Here is a 16,170-nt window from a genome sequence, read left to right on the forward strand (position 1 = left end):
CTTATCGTTATGGGTATTGTTTGTAATAGGACAACTAAAACGACAATAGGATGGTGCTGAATATGGCAACTTTAACGGCAAAAGAAAGAACGGACTTTACTCGTTCGTCTCTTCGGAATATCCGTACTTCAGGACATGTTCCAGGTATCATATATGGGAAGGATACGGGTAACAAACCTGTGTCATTAGACAGTGTGGAGCTCATCAAAACGCTGAGGGACGAAGGCAAAAATGCAGTCATTACGCTTGAGGTCAGCGGAGAAAAACACTCAGTCATGGTAACAGACCTGCAGACGGACCCGTTGAAAAATGAAATCACTCATGCTGATTTTCAAGTAGTTAATATGAGTGAGGACATTGAAGTGGAAGTTCCGATTCATCTGACCGGAGAAGCCATTGGAGTGAAAAACGGAGGCGTACTGCAGCAGCCGTTATATGCACTTACTGTAAAGGCCAAGCCAAAAGCCATTCCGCAAACGATTGAGGCTGATATTTCAAGCCTCGATGTAAATGAAGTACTGACGATTGCGGATTTGCCTGCTGGCGGTGACTACTCCTTTAATCATGAATCAGATGAGGTTGTGGCTTCAATCCTTCCTCCGCAGCAGCAGGAAGCAGCTGAGGTCGATGAAGAGGAATCTGCCGATGCTCAGCCAGAAGGTGAAAACGAACAATAATAGCTTAAGGCGTAACCCTCCCGCGGTTACGTCTTTTGTGCTAGAATGAGAAGAATTATAGCCCGATTATGACGACGGGAGTTATGTGACTAAGGGAGGATTCGCCATGCTTGTGATTGCCGGTCTCGGAAACCCGGGGAAGAACTATGAAAATACACGGCATAATGTCGGATTTATGGTGATAGATCAGCTTGCAAAGGAATGGAATATAGAGCTGAATCAAAATAAATTTAACGGATTATACGGAACCGGATTTGTTTCCGGCAAAAAGGTTCTACTTGTTAAACCGCTTACATATATGAATTTATCAGGAGAATGTTTGCGGCCTTTAATGGACTACTATGATGTCGATAACGAAGATTTGACAGTCATTTACGACGACCTTGACCTTCCGACTGGCAAGATCCGTTTAAGAACGAAAGGAAGCGCCGGAGGGCACAATGGCATCAAATCACTGATCCAGCATCTTGGAACATCCGAGTTTGACCGTATCCGCATCGGAATCGGCCGGCCTGTAAACGGCATGAAGGTCGTTGATTATGTGTTAGGCTCCTTTACCAAGGAGGAGGCACCTGAGATCGAAGAAGCGGTTGATAAATCTGTGAAGGCTTGTGAGGCTTCTTTGAGTAAACCGTTTTTAGAAGTCATGAACGAATTTAACGCAAAGGTATAAAATGTAACAACAAAGTCCATACTACACCAAAATGACTTTTTCATCAGGAGGTCCCTTGTATGGCTTTGCATTATTATTGTCGTCATTGCGGAGTGAAAGTAGGCAGTCTCGAATCTTCAATGGTATCGACAGACTCACTTGGATTTCAGCACTTAACAAATGAGGAAAGAAACGATATGATTTCTTATAAAGAAAATGGAGATGTCCATGTTTTGACGATATGTGAAGATTGCCAAGAGGCGCTTGACCGAAATCCGCATTACCACGAATATCACACATTTATTCAATAAAAAGCTTTGGTGTAGACACTAGACCAAAGCGTTTTTCTGTTCTCGCAGGAAACAGAGAGGAGGGGCCATATGGACAACATTCAAACCTTTATAAAAGAAAGCGATGACTTTAAATCCATCATCAACGGTTTACACGAGGGCCTGAAGGAACAGCTGCTCGCGGGTCTGTCGGGTTCCGCGCGTTCTGTTTTTACTTCTGCTCTGGCTAATGAAACGAATAAGCCTATCTTTCTCATCACCCATAACTTATATCAAGCCCAGAAAGTAACAGATGATCTGACTTCACTTCTAGAGGATCGGTCTGTCCTTTTGTACCCCGTCAATGAACTCATTTCATCAGAAATCGCAGTTGCAAGCCCTGAATTGCGGGCGCAGCGATTAGATGTCATTAATAGACTAACGAATGGAGAAGCGCCAATTGTCGTTGCTCCGGTAGCGGCAATCAGAAGAATGCTGCCGCCTGTTGAGGTGTGGAAAAGCAGCCAGATGCTCATTCAAGTAGGCCATGATATCGAACCTGACCAGCTTGCCTCACGGCTGATAGAGGTAGGGTATGAGCGGTCTGATATGGTTTCTGCGCCCGGGGAATTCAGTATTCGCGGGGGAATCATTGACATTTATCCGTTGACTTCAGAGAATCCGGTGAGAATTGAACTTTTTGACACCGAGGTGGATTCAATCCGCAGCTTTAATTCAGATGATCAGCGGTCAATTGAGACCCTTACCTCGATCAATATCGGTCCCGCGAAGGAATTAATTATCAGACCGGAAGAAAAAGCGCGGGCGATGGAGAAAATCGATAGTGGTCTTGCCGCGAGCTTGAAAAAATTAAAGGCTGACAAACAAAAAGAAATACTTCATGCGAATATTTCTCACGATAAAGAACGCTTGTCTGAAGGCCAGACAGATCAGGAGCTCGTGAAGTATCTCTCATATTTCTATGAAAAGCCTGCTAGTTTACTAGATTATACACCTGATAATACACTTCTGATTTTGGATGAAGTCAGTCGGATTCATGAGATGGAAGAGCAGCTTCAAAAAGAAGAAGCGGAGTTTATCACAAATCTTCTTGAGGAAGGGAAGATTTTGCATGACATTCGTTTGTCATTCAGCTTCCAAAAAATAGTGGCTGAGCAAAAACGGCCTCTGCTGTACTACTCTTTATTTTTGCGGCATGTACACCATACGAGCCCGCAGAATATCGTCAATGTGTCAGGCCGGCAAATGCAGAGTTTCCATGGCCAAATGAACGTGCTTGCGGGCGAAATGGAGCGTTTTAAAAAATCAAATTTCACTGTTGTGTTCTTAGGAGCAAACAAGGAACGTACACAGAAATTGTCATCTGTTTTGGCTGATTATGATATCGAGGCCGCCGTGACAGACAGCAAAAAAGCGCTTGTTCAGGGACAGGTCTATATCATGGAAGGCGAGCTCCAATCGGGATTTGAGCTGCCGTTAATGAAGCTTGCCGTTATCACGGAAGAAGAACTGTTCAAAAACCGTGTAAAGAAGAAGCCGCGAAAACAGAAGCTTACCAATGCAGAGCGCATCAAAAGCTATTCTGAGCTTCAAATTGGAGATTATGTCGTTCATATTAATCACGGGATCGGAAAGTACCTGGGGATTGAAACTCTTGAAATCAACGGCATTCATAAAGACTATTTAAATATACATTATCAGGGCAGTGACAAGCTTTACGTCCCTGTAGAACAAATTGATCAGGTCCAAAAATATGTCGGCTCCGAAGGAAAAGAGCCAAAGCTGTATAAATTAGGCGGAAGTGAATGGAAGCGGGTCAAGAAAAAAGTAGAGACATCCGTTCAAGATATTGCTGACGACTTAATTAAGCTGTATGCCGAAAGAGAAGCGAGCAAGGGCTATGCGTTTTCTCCTGACCATGAGATGCAGCGTGAATTCGAATCGGCTTTCCCTTATCAAGAGACTGATGATCAGCTCCGTTCGATTCACGAAATCAAAAAAGACATGGAAAGAGAACGTCCGATGGACCGCTTGCTGTGCGGAGATGTGGGCTACGGTAAAACAGAGGTTGCCATACGTGCCGCGTTTAAGGCGATCGGTGACGGAAAGCAGGTAGCTCTGCTCGTTCCGACAACAATTTTGGCACAGCAGCATTATGAAACCATAAAAGAGCGCTTCCAGGACTATCCGATTAATATCGGACTTCTCAGCAGGTTCAGAACGAGAAAAGAAGCAAACGAAACAATCAAAGGGCTGAAAAACGGAACAGTTGATATCGTCATCGGGACGCATCGGCTGCTATCAAAGGATGTCGTGTATAAAGATTTAGGGCTCCTCATCATTGATGAAGAGCAGCGTTTCGGTGTAACCCATAAAGAAAAGATCAAGCAAATAAAAGCCAATGTTGATGTATTAACGTTAACAGCAACACCTATTCCGCGTACGCTGCATATGTCTATGCTTGGCGTAAGGGACCTTTCAGTCATCGAGACTCCGCCGGAAAATCGCTTCCCCGTACAGACGTATGTTGTGGAATATAACGGCGCTCTTGTCAGAGAGGCGATTGAACGTGAGCTTGCACGCGGAGGCCAGGTCTATTTCTTGTACAACCGGGTAGAGGACATTGAGCGGAAAGCGGATGAAATTTCAATGCTAGTCCCTGACGCGAAGGTAGCATATGCGCATGGGAAAATGACAGAAAATGAATTAGAAACCGTTATGCTAAGTTTCCTTGAAGGAGAATCAGACGTTCTCGTCAGCACAACCATTATCGAAACTGGCGTGGACATCCCGAACGTCAATACGCTGATCGTATTTGACGCCGACAAGATGGGACTTTCTCAGCTTTACCAGCTGCGGGGGCGTGTCGGTCGTTCTAACCGTGTGGCGTATGCGTACTTCACGTATCGCCGGGATAAAGTGCTGACAGAAGTGGCTGAAAAAAGGCTGCAGGCTATTAAAGAATTCACAGAGCTAGGTTCCGGTTTTAAAATCGCAATGCGTGACTTAACGATTCGCGGAGCCGGGAATCTTCTTGGTGCCCAGCAGCATGGCTTCATCGATTCGGTCGGATTTGACCTCTATTCACAAATGCTGAAGGAGGCCATTGAGGAGCGTAAAGGAGACACAGCGAAGACAGAGCAGTTTGAAACAGAAATTGATGTCGAGCTTGATGCGTATATTCCGGAAACTTATATTCAAGACGGCAAACAGAAAATTGATATGTATAAACGCTTCAGGTCTGTGGCGACAATCGAAGAGAAGAATGAGCTTCAAGATGAAATGATCGACCGCTTTGGAAACTATCCAAAAGAAGTCGAATACTTGTTTACTGTTGCAGAAATGAAGGTCTATGCGAGACAGGAACGTGTCGAGCTGATTAAGCAGGATAAAGATGCTGTCAGATTGACAATTTCTGAAGAAGCAAGTGCTGAAATTGACGGACAGAAGCTGTTTGAGCTTGGCAATCAATATGGCAGACAAATCGGACTGGGAATGGAAGGGAAAAAACTCAAAATCTCCATACAGACGAAAGGCCGTAGTACTGATGAATGGCTCGACACCGTGCTGGGCATGCTGAAGGGCTTAAAAGATGTGAAAAAGCAAACCATTTCATCAACGTAAATTTTGTTACTCTCTGGTGTATATTACATTTGATGTGACGGATACTAATTTCAAGCGAGGCGGAAGGTACATAAAGTAACTGCTTTAGGTCTTTCCCACATGTATATACCATCAAATGAAAGAGAGGCACCAGAGATGAAAGCAACCGGTATCGTACGTCGTATTGATGACTTAGGTCGGGTCGTGATTCCTAAAGAAATTCGAAGAACTCTGAGAATCAGGGAAGGCGATCCGCTTGAGATTTTTGTAGATCGTGACGGAGAAGTGATTTTGAAAAAGTACTCTCCGATCAGTGAGCTTGGAGACTTTGCAAAGGAGTATGCAGACGCGCTTTACGACAGCCTCGGCCATTCAGTGCTGATTTGTGATCGTGATGTATATATTGCCGTGTCCGGCAGCTCCAAAAAAGATTACTTAAACAAGTCAATCAGCGAAATGCTGGAAAGAACAATGGATCAGCGCAGCTCCGTGCTTGAGAGTGATGCGAAATCAGTACAGCTTGTGAATGGAATTGATGAGGACATGAATTCTTATACTGTAGGCCCAATTGTGGCGAACGGTGATCCGATAGGTGCTGTGGTGATCTTTTCAAAAGATCAGACAATGGGCGAAGTAGAGCATAAAGCCGTTGAAACAGCAGCTGGATTTTTGGCTCGTCAAATGGAACAGTAGGTCTTATTCCTTTCTTCGAAAATAGGTATGTAAAGAACAGCTCTCCTTGGGACGCTGTTCTTTTTCATGCGTGCCGAAAAAGGAATCCAAGGGTTGGGATGTGGTATAATAACCTCGTTTTTATTTGTGCCGCGGTAATACGTGAACCGTATTGCCCCTGACGTTGGGAAGGAGCTTTTGGATGGACGATTCAATAGGCGTTAAACGGCATTGGATTTGGCAGGGGGCTTTTGTTTTAATTCTGGCAGGCGTCATCACAAAAATTTTAAGCGCTGTTTACAGAGTCCCGTTTCAAAACATTGTCGGCGATGTTGGATTTTATATATATCAGCAGGTATACCCCTTTCTTGGTATTGCGGTCATGCTGTCCACATCAGGATTTCCAGTCATTATTTCAAAGCTGATGAATGATTATAGTGAAAAAAATCATCACACCATATTAAAAATATCAGCGTTGTTTTTGTCTTTAATCGGTATTTTATTATTTCTTTGTTTATATCTGGGTGCTGTTCCTATTGCACTCTTTATGGGAGATTCGCATCTAGCCGTGTTAATTCAAGTGGCCGCATACGCGTTTCTGCTTTTCCCATTTGTCGCGTTGCTAAGAGGCGGTTTTCAGGGGCGGCACGAAATGCTCCCTTCAGCCTTATCACAGATGACAGAGCAGTTTCTGCGTGTTGCGGTGCTCTTGGGTTTATCATTTTGGCTCGTGAAAAAGGGAGCCTCGCTTTATACTGCGGGAGCGGCAGCCGCTTCAGGCTCTCTTGCCGGAAGTTTGGTTGCATTGATAATACTGGGGTTTTTTTGGTTCAAAACGAAAAGAGACAACCAAACGGATAGGCAAAACGAAAATGTCATCACAACAAAAGAATTGACGAAAAAACTGCTTTTATATTCGGTCACAATTTGTGTAAGCAGTTTGCTGCTTTTGTTTATCCAGCTTGTTGATGCTTTGAATTTATATGCATTGCTTTCGGGTGGTGAGGCAAGCGAAGAAGCAAAATGCCTAAAGGGGATCTATGATCGGGGACAACCCTTGTTGCAGCTCGGTTCAGTTTTTGCCGTAAGCATTGCGACGTCACTCGTTCCGTATATTTCTATGGCTGTAAAAAACAAAGAGCTGAAGATCATGAAAGAAAAAATCACGTCATCTTTGAAACTATGCCTTGTGCTCGGTACAGGCGCATCGGCTGGGTTGATTTGCATTCTAAAGCCGGTAAATATCATGCTGTTTCAAAATGGAGAAGGGACAGGTGCGTTACAAGTATTTAGCTGCTCCATTTTGTTTGCATCCTTGGCGGTAACGGCAGCGGCAGTCTTACAGGGAGCGGGATACACAGTTTTTCCTGCGATAGCGGTGGGCGCGGGTGTTGCGGTGAAATGGGTGTTAAACACACTTTTGGTTCCGCGCTATGGGATTGAAGGCGCATCGCTTGCGACAGCGGCTTCCTTTGCGGCTGTCGCCGGCCTTAACTTGTATCAGCTTCGGCAAAAGGAATGGCTCGATAAGCTTAGAGGCGTTTTGATTCCGATTATTGGATCTGCTCTTTTGATGTCAGCTGTTTTGCTTGCGTATACGCGTCTCTGGACTTTCTTGTTTCCTGCAACAGGAAGAGGAGCGGCTGTGATTGAGAGTCTTTCTGCTGTTGCCATTGGTGGCGCGGTGTTTATTTATTGTATGATGAGATTGGGAATATTTACAGATGAAGAGCTGAACAGTGTGCCATTCGGCAGCAAGTTAAGCAAATTCATGAGAAGGAGAGAACAAAATGGCGGGTAAAATTACAGTCGTCGGACTTGGTGCCGGAGACATGGACCAATTGACAATTGGTATACACAAGCTGCTGACGAAGGCAGATACGCTGTATGTCAGAACCAAGGATCATCCTTTAATTGAGGAGCTTGAAAAAGAAACGAAGAACATCCGTTTCTTTGATGATATATATGAGAAACATGATCAGTTCGAGGCGGTATATGAAGAAATTGCAGATATCCTCTTTGAAGCGGCGCGGCGTGAGGACGTGGTTTACGCTGTGCCGGGACACCCTTTTGTCGCAGAAAAAACAGTTCAGCTGCTGACGGAGCGGCAGGAAAAGGAAAACGTTCAAGTGAAAGTCGCGGGGGGACAAAGTTTCCTTGATGCCACATTCAATGTCTTGCAAATTGACCCGATTGAAGGTTTTCAATTTGTGGATGCCGGCACATTGTCCGCGGATGAGCTTGAGCTCAGACATCATCTGATCATATGTCAGGTTTACGACCAAATGACGGCTTCTGAAGTCAAGCTGACATTGATGGAGAAGCTGCCTGATGATTATGAGGTCGTCATTGTGACTGCAGCAGGCAGCCGTGGCGAGGAGATCAGGACAGTGCCATTATTTGAGCTGGACCGCAATGTCGCTTTGAACAACTTAACAAGTGTGTATATTCCGCCGATTAAAGAAGAGAAGCTGCTTTATCACGAATTCTCCACGTTCCGAAGCATCATCAGAGAGCTTCGCGGACCTAATGGATGTCCGTGGGATAAAAAGCAGACGCATCAGTCATTAAAGCAGTACATGATTGAAGAATGTTATGAGCTTCTCGAAGCTATTGACGAAGAAGACACAGACCATATGATCGAAGAGCTTGGCGACGTTTTGCTTCAGGTCTTGCTTCACGCGCAAATTGGTGAAGATGAAGGTTATTTCACAATTGATGATGTCATAAAAGGAATCAGTGAAAAAATGGTCCGAAGACATCCCCATGTGTTTAAAGATGTTAAGGTTCAGGATGAAAACGATGTTTTAGCCAATTGGGAAGATATAAAAAAGGCCGAAAAAAATACATCTGAATCATCATTACTAGACAGCGTACCGAAAACCCTTCCAGCTCTTTCGAAAGCAGCTAAATTGCAGAAAAAAGCAGCGAAGGTCGGTTTTGACTGGGAAGACGTCAGCGATATTTGGGAAAAGGTAAGTGAGGAAATGAAGGAATTTTCTTCTGAGGTTTCTGAAGCTCCTCACGAACACAATCTTAAAGCTGAGTTTGGCGACATTTTGTTCGCGCTGGTGAATGTAGCCCGCTTCTACAAAATAGAGCCAGAGGAAGCGCTGACCATGACTAATGACAAATTCCGGAGACGGTTCTCGTACATTGAGGAAACAGCGAAGGAAGAGGGAGTCGAGTTGGCTGATATGTCCCTTGAGGACATGGACAAACTGTGGAATGAAGCAAAAGAAACTGAGAGGAGATCATAGATATGAGATTAGATAAATTTTTGAAAGTATCACGGCTGATCAAACGGCGTACACTAGCGAAGGAAGTAGCTGACCAAGGACGAATCTCTATTAACGGAAACCAAGCTAAAGCTAGCTCTGACGTAAAACCGGGAGATGAACTAACGGTCCGCTTCGGCCAAAAGCTTGTAACGGTTCAAGTTAATGAATTGAAAGACACGACGAAAAAAGAAGAAGCTGCAAACATGTACACGATTCTAAAAGAAGAAAAACTCGGCGAATAGGCTTGTTCTAAAAAAATCCCCCTCCTCATACAATGCAGTAATAATGCTAAAAGTATCGAGGATATGGGGGCTGAATAGATGAATTCATATTATGATCAAAAAGGTTCTTCGTCTGTTCCGGAACAGCATGATGTGACAATGAAAGGCCGGAAGCATTTAGATATTTCTGGGGTTAAGCATGTGGAGAGTTTTGATAACGAAGAATTCCTGCTGGAAACGGTGATGGGAATGCTCTCCGTCAGAGGCCAAAACCTGCAGATGAAAAATCTTGATGTGGAAAAAGGGATTGTTTCGATTAAAGGCAGGGTATTTGATTTAGTGTACTTAGACGAACAACAAGGGGATAAAGCTAAAGGGTTTTTTAGCAAGTTGTTTAAATGACGCTGACGACACAATTCTATACAATGCTGGCGATGTCCGGTATGGGTCTCTGGCTTGGTGCTTCGCTTGATACATACCGGCTCTTTGTCATTCGTGCCAAAACAGCCAGATGGCTATTATTTATTCATGATATTCTTTTCTGGATTGTGCAAGGGCTGCTTTTCTTTTATGTCTTGCTTCATGTAAATGAGGGAGAATTCAGGATTTACATCTTTTTAGCGGTTCTGCTGGGCGTTGCGACGTATCAGAGCCTTTGCAAACGAATCTATATAAAAATACTGAAATTCGTCATTTACCTTGTTGTTTCTGTTTATCAATTCTTCAAAAAACTCATTCAGCACGTGTTATTTCGTCCTATTGTGTGGACATGCGGAGCGATCATCTGGATGGCGGCATTTTTATTCAAGAAAACATACAGCCTGATAGGTTTTCTCCTGCTGTGTCTATATAAAATAGTCATGGTTCTGTGTTTTCCGATCCGTTTTATCGCGAAACAATGTTTGAAACTTCTTCCTGTGAAAATGCGTCTAACTTTTAGACGTTATTTTGAAAAAGGTGCAGGATTTCTCAAAAAGAAGAAGAAACTATTGATAACCATAAGAACGACCATTACACGGTTTTTGAAGAAATGAAAGGAGGACCGTCTGGTTTGAATTTTTCCAGGGAACGAACGATAACTGAAATACAAAACGACTATAAAGAACAAGTAGAACGGCAAAATCAGCTGAAGAAACGAAGACGCAAAGGGCTGTACAGACGGTTAACTGTATTCGGCGCCCTAGTATTCCTGACGGCAATTGTGCTGGCAAGCTCTGTATGGTCCCAAACATCTTCCCTTAGTGCAAAAGAAGAAAAGAAAGAACAGCTTGAAAAAGAACTCAAAAGTTTAAAGACAAAACAAACGGATTTAAAAGAAGAAATATCCAAATTGAAGGATGAAGATTACGTCACAGAGCTTGCCAGAAGGGACTTATTCATGTCTGGAGACGGAGAAATTATCTTCAATGTGGAGAAGAAGAGTAAGTAGCCTTGTTGACACTTAAATTTTTATTTAGGTATAATTAAGCAAACGATCTTTTTATAAGCCTAAGGAGGAGCACTTTTTTTATGTCGATTGAAGTTGGCAGCAAGTTGCAAGGGAAAATTACAGGTATTACAAATTTTGGAGCATTTGTTGAATTGCCTGGAGGCTCAACCGGTCTCGTTCACATTAGTGAGGTAGCTGATAATTATGTCAAAGACATTAACGACCACTTAAAAGTCGGCGACCAAGTTGAAGTGAAAGTCATCAACGTTGAAAAAGACGGGAAAATTGGTTTATCTATTAAAAAAGCTAAAGACCGTCCGCAAGCCAGACCTAGAAATGATTTCCGTCCGAAAGAATCTTTTGAACAGAAAATGAATAAGTTTTTAAAAGACAGCGAAGATCGCTTGTCATCTTTAAAACGCAATACGGAATCAAAACGTGGAGGGCGCGGAGCAAGAAGAGGATAACTTGCTGCTTTCTATAAAATAAATGAAGCATCCGTTCATCCCGACGGATGCTTTTTTATTATCCTCACCCTCTTTAAAAGTCAGAAAATTACAACATTAAAGTTTCTGTTGACGAAAGAGACAAACCTTTGTATTATATAACTTGTGCTTAGAAGCACAAAACAATATGGCGGTGTAGCTCAGCTGGCTAGAGCGTACGGTTCATACCCGTGAGGTCGGGGGTTCGATCCCCTCCGCCGCTACCATATTTGTTTGGCCCGTTGGTCAAGCGGTTAAGACACCGCCCTTTCACGGCGGTAACACGGGTTCGAATCCCGTACGGGTCATCCTAAAAAATCGGTTTCTCTTGCAGAAGCCGATTTTTTTCATTTTTAGACAACATTCCGGAAATTCTTTTCATAAACGAATATCAAGGCAGAAACCGTCGAAGATTTCTTTGGTATTGTTACCTTCTTTTGACAAAATCCTATCTGTGCTTTCGCTATAATGACAGGCAACGAATATAACAGGTGGGAGATGAGAGGAATGGAAAAAGCAGAAAGAAGAGTGAACGGGCCAATGGCGGGACAAGCTTTGGAAAAACTCCAATCGTTTTTTAACAGGGGCACGAAGCTGGTGACTCATCATTTGCATTCACTGTTTTTCTATAAAGGATTCATTTATGTTGTCATCGGATTTTTGCTTGGACGGGCTTTCATATTATCCGAGGTGCTTCCTTTCGCACTTCCTTTCTTTGGAGCGATGCTTCTTATCAGAAGAGACAAAGCGTTTTATGCGGTTTTGGCTGTGCTTGCAGGTGCGCTGACCATATCTCCAAAGCACTCATTGCTCATACTGGCGGCATTGCTGGCATTCTTCGTATTTTCTAAAGTGGCTGCCTTCATTACCGACGATCGTGTAAAAGCACTCCCGATTGTCGTGTTCTTCTCGATGGCTGCAGCAAGAGCCGGGTTTGTTTATGCCCAAAATGGATTTACAACCTATGATTATGTAATGGCTATCGTTGAGGCTGGACTATCGTTTATCTTAACACTGATTTTCCTTCAGAGCCTTCCGATTTTTACTGTGAAAAAAGTGAAACAATCATTAAAAATAGAGGAAATCATTTGCTTTATGATTCTTATTGCCTCTGTTTTAACGGGGCTGGCTGGCTTGTCCTACCAAGGGATGCAGGCAGAACATATATTGGCTCGTTATGTTGTGTTGAGTTTTTCCTTTATTGGCGGAGCAAGCATCGGCTGTACGGTTGGGGTTGTGACCGGCCTGATTCTTGGCTTGGCGAATATCGGAAACCTATATCAAATGAGTCTGCTTGCTTTTTCCGGTTTATTGGGCGGTTTGCTGAAGGAAGGGAAAAAAGCGGGTGCAGCAATTGGTTTGATCGTTGGATCACTTCTTATATCTTTATATGGTGAAGGCTCTGCCGGTCTGATGACAACGCTCTATGAGTCATTAATCGCAGTCGGCCTGTTTTTGCTCACACCTCAATCTATTACGAGGAAAGTGGCGAGATATATTCCGGGAACTGTCGAGCATCTTCAAGAGCAACAGCAATACGCTAGAAAAATCCGTGATGTCACTGCTCAGAAGGTAGACCAATTCTCCAATGTATTTCACGCGCTGTCTGAAAGCTTTGCAACCTTTTACCAAGCGTCAGACGAACAGACAGATGACAGCGAAGTTGATCTGTTCTTAAGCAAAATCACGGAGCATTCCTGTCAGACGTGCTACAAGAAAAACAGGTGCTGGGTACAGAACTTTGATAAAACATATGATTTAATGAAACAAGTTATGCTTGAAACAGAGGAAAAAGAATATGCATCAAACCGAAGGCTGAAAAAAGAGTTTCAACAGCATTGTTCTAAATCCAAGCAGGTTGAAGAGCTGATTGAGGATGAGCTCGCACATCATCATGCCCATTTGACACTCAAGAAAAAAGTCCAAGACAGCAGGCGCCTTGTTGCTGAACAGCTTTTAGGTGTTTCTGAGGTTATGGCCGACTTTTCTCGGGAAATAAAAAGAGAGCGAGAACAGCACTTTCTGCAGGAAGAGCAAATCATAGAAGCGCTTCAGCATTTCGGAATTGAGATTCAGCATGTCGAGATCTATAGTCTTGAACAAGGAAATATCGATATTGAAATGACCATTCCGTTCAGCGGACATGGAGAAAGTGAAAAAATCATTGCTCCTATGCTGTCTGACATTCTGGAAGAACAAATTCTTGTGAAAGCCGAACAGCACTCTCCGCATCCGAATGGATACAGCCATGTTGCCTTTGGATCAACAAAATCATACAGGGTGTCCACGGGAGCTGCTCACGCTGCGAAGGGCGGCGGCCTTGTCTCCGGCGACAGCTACAGCATGATGGAGCTTGGAGCCAGAAAATATGCTGCAGCAATCAGTGACGGAATGGGCAATGGCGCAAGAGCGCACTTTGAAAGCAATGAAACGATCAAGCTTCTTGAAAAAATCCTTGAATCGGGAATTGATGAAAAAATAGCAATTAAAACGATCAACAGCATACTGTCTCTAAGGACAACTGACGAAATATATTCCACGCTTGACCTGTCTATTATCGATCTTCAAGATGCCAGCTGTAAATTTTTGAAGGTTGGATCGACGCCTAGCTTTATCAAACGGGGTGACCAGGTCATGAAAGTTCAAGCGAGCAATCTGCCAATCGGTATTATTAATGAATTCGATGTGGAGGTTGTGAGTGAACAGCTGAAAGCGGGTGACCTCTTAATTATGATGAGTGATGGCATTTTTGAGGGGCCTAAGCATGTGGAAAATCACGACTTATGGATGAAACGTAAAATGAAAGGGTTGAAAACAAATGACCCGCAGGAGATTGCCGATTTGCTTATGGAAGAAGTCATCCGCACAAGATCCGGCCAAATTGAGGACGATATGACTGTTGTTGTTGTCCGGATTGATCACAATACACCGAAGTGGGCATCCATTCCTGTTCCGGCAATCTTTCAAAACAAACAAGAAATTTCATAACGCTTCCGTATAAATCAAATTTCTTCTGGCGAAGATGGGAATATATGAATCTGAGAATCCTCGTATTCTCCAGGAGGAATGAATGTGAACAACGGACATTTAAATCAAATTTTGCTGATAACGGATGGCTGCTCAAACCATGGGGAAGACCCGCTTGCAATGGCTGCTTTTGCTAAAGAGCAGGGGATTACGGTAAATGTCATTGGTATAATGGAAGAAAATCAAATTGACCCTGAGGCAATGAAGGAAGTCGAAGGGATTGCACTTGCCGGAGGAGGCGTGCATCAAGTCGTTTATGCATCTCAGCTTTCACAAACTGTTCAAATGGTAACAAAAAAAGCGATGACGCAAACCTTACAAGGTGTAGTCAATCAAGAACTGAAACAGATTCTCGGAAAGAATGTGGAAATGGAAGAGCTTTCCCCGGAAAAACGCGGCGAAGTCATGGAAGTGGTAGACGAGCTTGGAGAAACGGTGCATCTTCAGGTTTTGGTTCTTGTTGATACAAGTGCAAGTATGGCGCCAAAGCTTCCAACAGTAAAAGAGGCACTGATTGATTTGTCTGTAAGCCTCAATTCTCGAATCGGGAATAACGAATTTGCGATGTGTATATTTCCCGGGAAAAAACAAGAGGTCGAGCTTGTGCTGAACTGGACACCGAAGCTGCAATCTCTTTCCACACTCTTTGCAAAGCTTTCGACAGGCGGCATCACGCCGACAGGTCCGGCAATTCGTGAAGCGACACTGCAGTTTGAAAAAATACGCTCAAGAAGGGGCATGCTGGCAGATGATGAACGACGCTTTGACGAGTTTGGCATGTAGCCTCAAGCCGGGTACGATAATCAAAGGCAAGTGGAATGGAAACACTTATACATTGCGTAAACAGCTTGGTAAAGGGGCCAATGGAATTGTGTATTTGGCAGAAGCATCAGATGGACATGTTGCCTTAAAGGTGAGTGATGACAGCCTGTCTATTACTTCTGAAGTGAATGTCTTGAAATCTTTCTCAAAGGCCCAGTCCGTTACGATGGGGCCTTCTTTTTTTGATACGGATGATGCTTATATTCCCGGTACCAATACGAAAGTTTCATTTTATGCAATGGAATACATAAAAGGGCCGCTGCTTTTGAAGTATGTCAGTGATAAAGGAGCAGAGTGGATACCTGTATTAATGATTCAGCTGTTATCCAGCTTATCGGTGCTTCACCAGCAAGGATGGATATTCGGCGATCTTAAACCTGATAATCTGATCGTAACTGGTCCGCCCGCAAGGATCCGCTGCATTGATGTGGGCGGCACGACAAAGGAAGGCCGGGCGATAAAAGAGTATACGGAGTTTTATGACAGAGGCTATTGGGGGTATGGAACAAGAAAGGCAGAGCCATCCTATGATCTGTTCGCAGTTGCCATGATTATGATCAACAGTGTGCATAAAAAAGAATTTAAGAAAACGAACCAGCCCAAAGAACAGCTTAGGTCTCTCATCGAAGGAAACCCGCTGCTTCAAAAGTATAAAAAAGTGCTTTTTTCAGCCTTGAACGGAGATTATCAATCCGCAGATGAAATGAAAAAGGATATGCTGAACGCGGGGCAAAAAGCAGCACAAAGAAAACAGCCTATAAAAGCATCACCGCAGCCTGCCACACGACAAAGACAGCAAAAACCGCGCCAAGGAAAAATAACGAAGACGCGATATACCCCAAAACAGAAACCGGCTAAGTCAGGGGGGTTATTTGAAACAACGCTGATCGTGATCAGTGTTTTAGCGCTTTATTTCGCCTATATTATCTTTTTCTTAATCTGAATGGTGCAAACTGCAGAGCCTATGCTTCTTCTTTGCTTGGAGGGGTTGAAAGTGTTAGGATATGAATA

General features: G+C 43.6%; 15 protein-coding genes and 2 tRNA genes. All 17 read left to right on the forward strand.

The features are described from left to right. Positions 1-62 precede the first annotated feature (62 nt). Positions 63-677: a 50S ribosomal protein L25/general stress protein Ctc gene (locus tag MHB62_RS00320; protein WP_003243443.1), complete on the forward strand. Its 615-nt coding sequence runs from the start codon at positions 63-65 to the stop codon at positions 675-677. Between the two features lie 106 nt (positions 678-783). Beyond that, a complete protein-coding gene (gene pth / locus MHB62_RS00325; protein ID WP_003226727.1) occupies positions 784-1,350 on the forward strand; it encodes an aminoacyl-tRNA hydrolase in 567 nt (188 codons plus the stop codon). 59 nt (positions 1,351-1,409) lie between these two features. Next, entirely contained in the window at positions 1,410-1,640 is a 231-nt protein-coding gene (fin, locus tag MHB62_RS00330) for an anti-sigma-F factor Fin (protein WP_003243417.1), read from the forward strand. 69 nt (positions 1,641-1,709) lie between these two features. After that, the gene (gene mfd / locus MHB62_RS00335) at positions 1,710-5,243 is read left to right on the forward strand and encodes a transcription-repair coupling factor (protein WP_032723084.1); all 3,534 of its coding nucleotides are present in this window, start codon (positions 1,710-1,712) and stop codon (positions 5,241-5,243) included. Positions 5,244-5,378: 135 nt separating this feature from the next. Then, positions 5,379-5,915, forward strand: coding sequence for a stage V sporulation protein T (spoVT, locus tag MHB62_RS00340; protein ID WP_003218365.1), 537 nt, complete (start codon positions 5,379-5,381; stop codon positions 5,913-5,915). 181 nt (positions 5,916-6,096) lie between these two features. Next, positions 6,097-7,695 (forward strand): polysaccharide biosynthesis protein, encoded by a 1,599-nt coding sequence (locus tag MHB62_RS00345; protein WP_003243709.1) that lies wholly within the window; start codon positions 6,097-6,099, stop codon positions 7,693-7,695. Continuing rightward, a complete protein-coding gene (mazG, locus tag MHB62_RS00350) occupies positions 7,685-9,154 on the forward strand; it encodes a nucleoside triphosphate pyrophosphohydrolase (protein ID WP_003226718.1) in 1,470 nt (489 codons plus the stop codon). The genes MHB62_RS00345 and mazG overlap by 11 nt, the downstream gene beginning before the upstream one ends. Positions 9,155-9,156: 2 nt before the next feature. After that, positions 9,157-9,417, forward strand: a complete 261-nt coding sequence (locus tag MHB62_RS00355; protein WP_003226716.1) for an RNA-binding S4 domain-containing protein — start codon at positions 9,157-9,159, stop codon at positions 9,415-9,417. Between the two features lie 78 nt (positions 9,418-9,495). Continuing rightward, on the forward strand, positions 9,496-9,798 hold the full coding sequence (gene yabP / locus MHB62_RS00360; protein WP_003226714.1) for a sporulation protein YabP: 303 nt from the start codon (positions 9,496-9,498) through the stop codon (positions 9,796-9,798). Next, positions 9,795-10,430, forward strand: coding sequence for a spore cortex biosynthesis protein YabQ (gene yabQ, locus MHB62_RS00365; RefSeq protein ID WP_003226711.1), 636 nt, complete (start codon positions 9,795-9,797; stop codon positions 10,428-10,430). The genes yabP and yabQ overlap by 4 nt, the downstream gene beginning before the upstream one ends. Positions 10,431-10,447: 17 nt before the next feature. Continuing rightward, positions 10,448-10,825 (forward strand): cell division protein DivIC, encoded by a 378-nt coding sequence (gene divIC, locus MHB62_RS00370; RefSeq protein ID WP_003243211.1) that lies wholly within the window; start codon positions 10,448-10,450, stop codon positions 10,823-10,825. A gap of 80 nt (positions 10,826-10,905) precedes the next feature. Continuing rightward, on the forward strand, positions 10,906-11,292 hold the full coding sequence (locus MHB62_RS00375) for a S1 domain-containing RNA-binding protein (RefSeq protein WP_003218379.1): 387 nt from the start codon (positions 10,906-10,908) through the stop codon (positions 11,290-11,292). Positions 11,293-11,460: 168 nt separating this feature from the next. Further along, positions 11,461-11,537, forward strand: a tRNA-Met gene (locus tag MHB62_RS00380). A 9-nt stretch (positions 11,538-11,546) separates the two neighbouring features. Further along, a tRNA-Glu gene (locus tag MHB62_RS00385) sits at positions 11,547-11,618 on the forward strand. A 199-nt stretch (positions 11,619-11,817) separates the two neighbouring features. Continuing rightward, positions 11,818-14,298: a stage II sporulation protein E gene (gene spoIIE, locus MHB62_RS00390; protein ID WP_032723088.1), complete on the forward strand. Its 2,481-nt coding sequence runs from the start codon at positions 11,818-11,820 to the stop codon at positions 14,296-14,298. 84 nt (positions 14,299-14,382) lie between these two features. Next, positions 14,383-15,120, forward strand: a complete 738-nt coding sequence (locus tag MHB62_RS00395; RefSeq protein ID WP_003243782.1) for a VWA domain-containing protein — start codon at positions 14,383-14,385, stop codon at positions 15,118-15,120. Next, positions 15,086-16,102 carry a serine/threonine protein kinase PrkT gene (gene prkT, locus MHB62_RS00400; RefSeq protein WP_404978342.1) on the forward strand — a complete coding sequence of 339 codons (1,017 nt, stop codon included), beginning with the start codon at positions 15,086-15,088 and terminating at the stop codon, positions 16,100-16,102. Before MHB62_RS00395 ends, prkT begins: the two co-directional genes overlap by 35 nt. The last annotated feature ends 68 nt before the right edge of the window (positions 16,103-16,170 follow it).

The sequence above is a fragment of the Bacillus sp. FSL K6-0255 genome (assembly GCF_045040725.1).
Lineage (GTDB): Bacteria > Bacillota > Bacilli > Bacillales > Bacillaceae > Bacillus > Bacillus subtilis.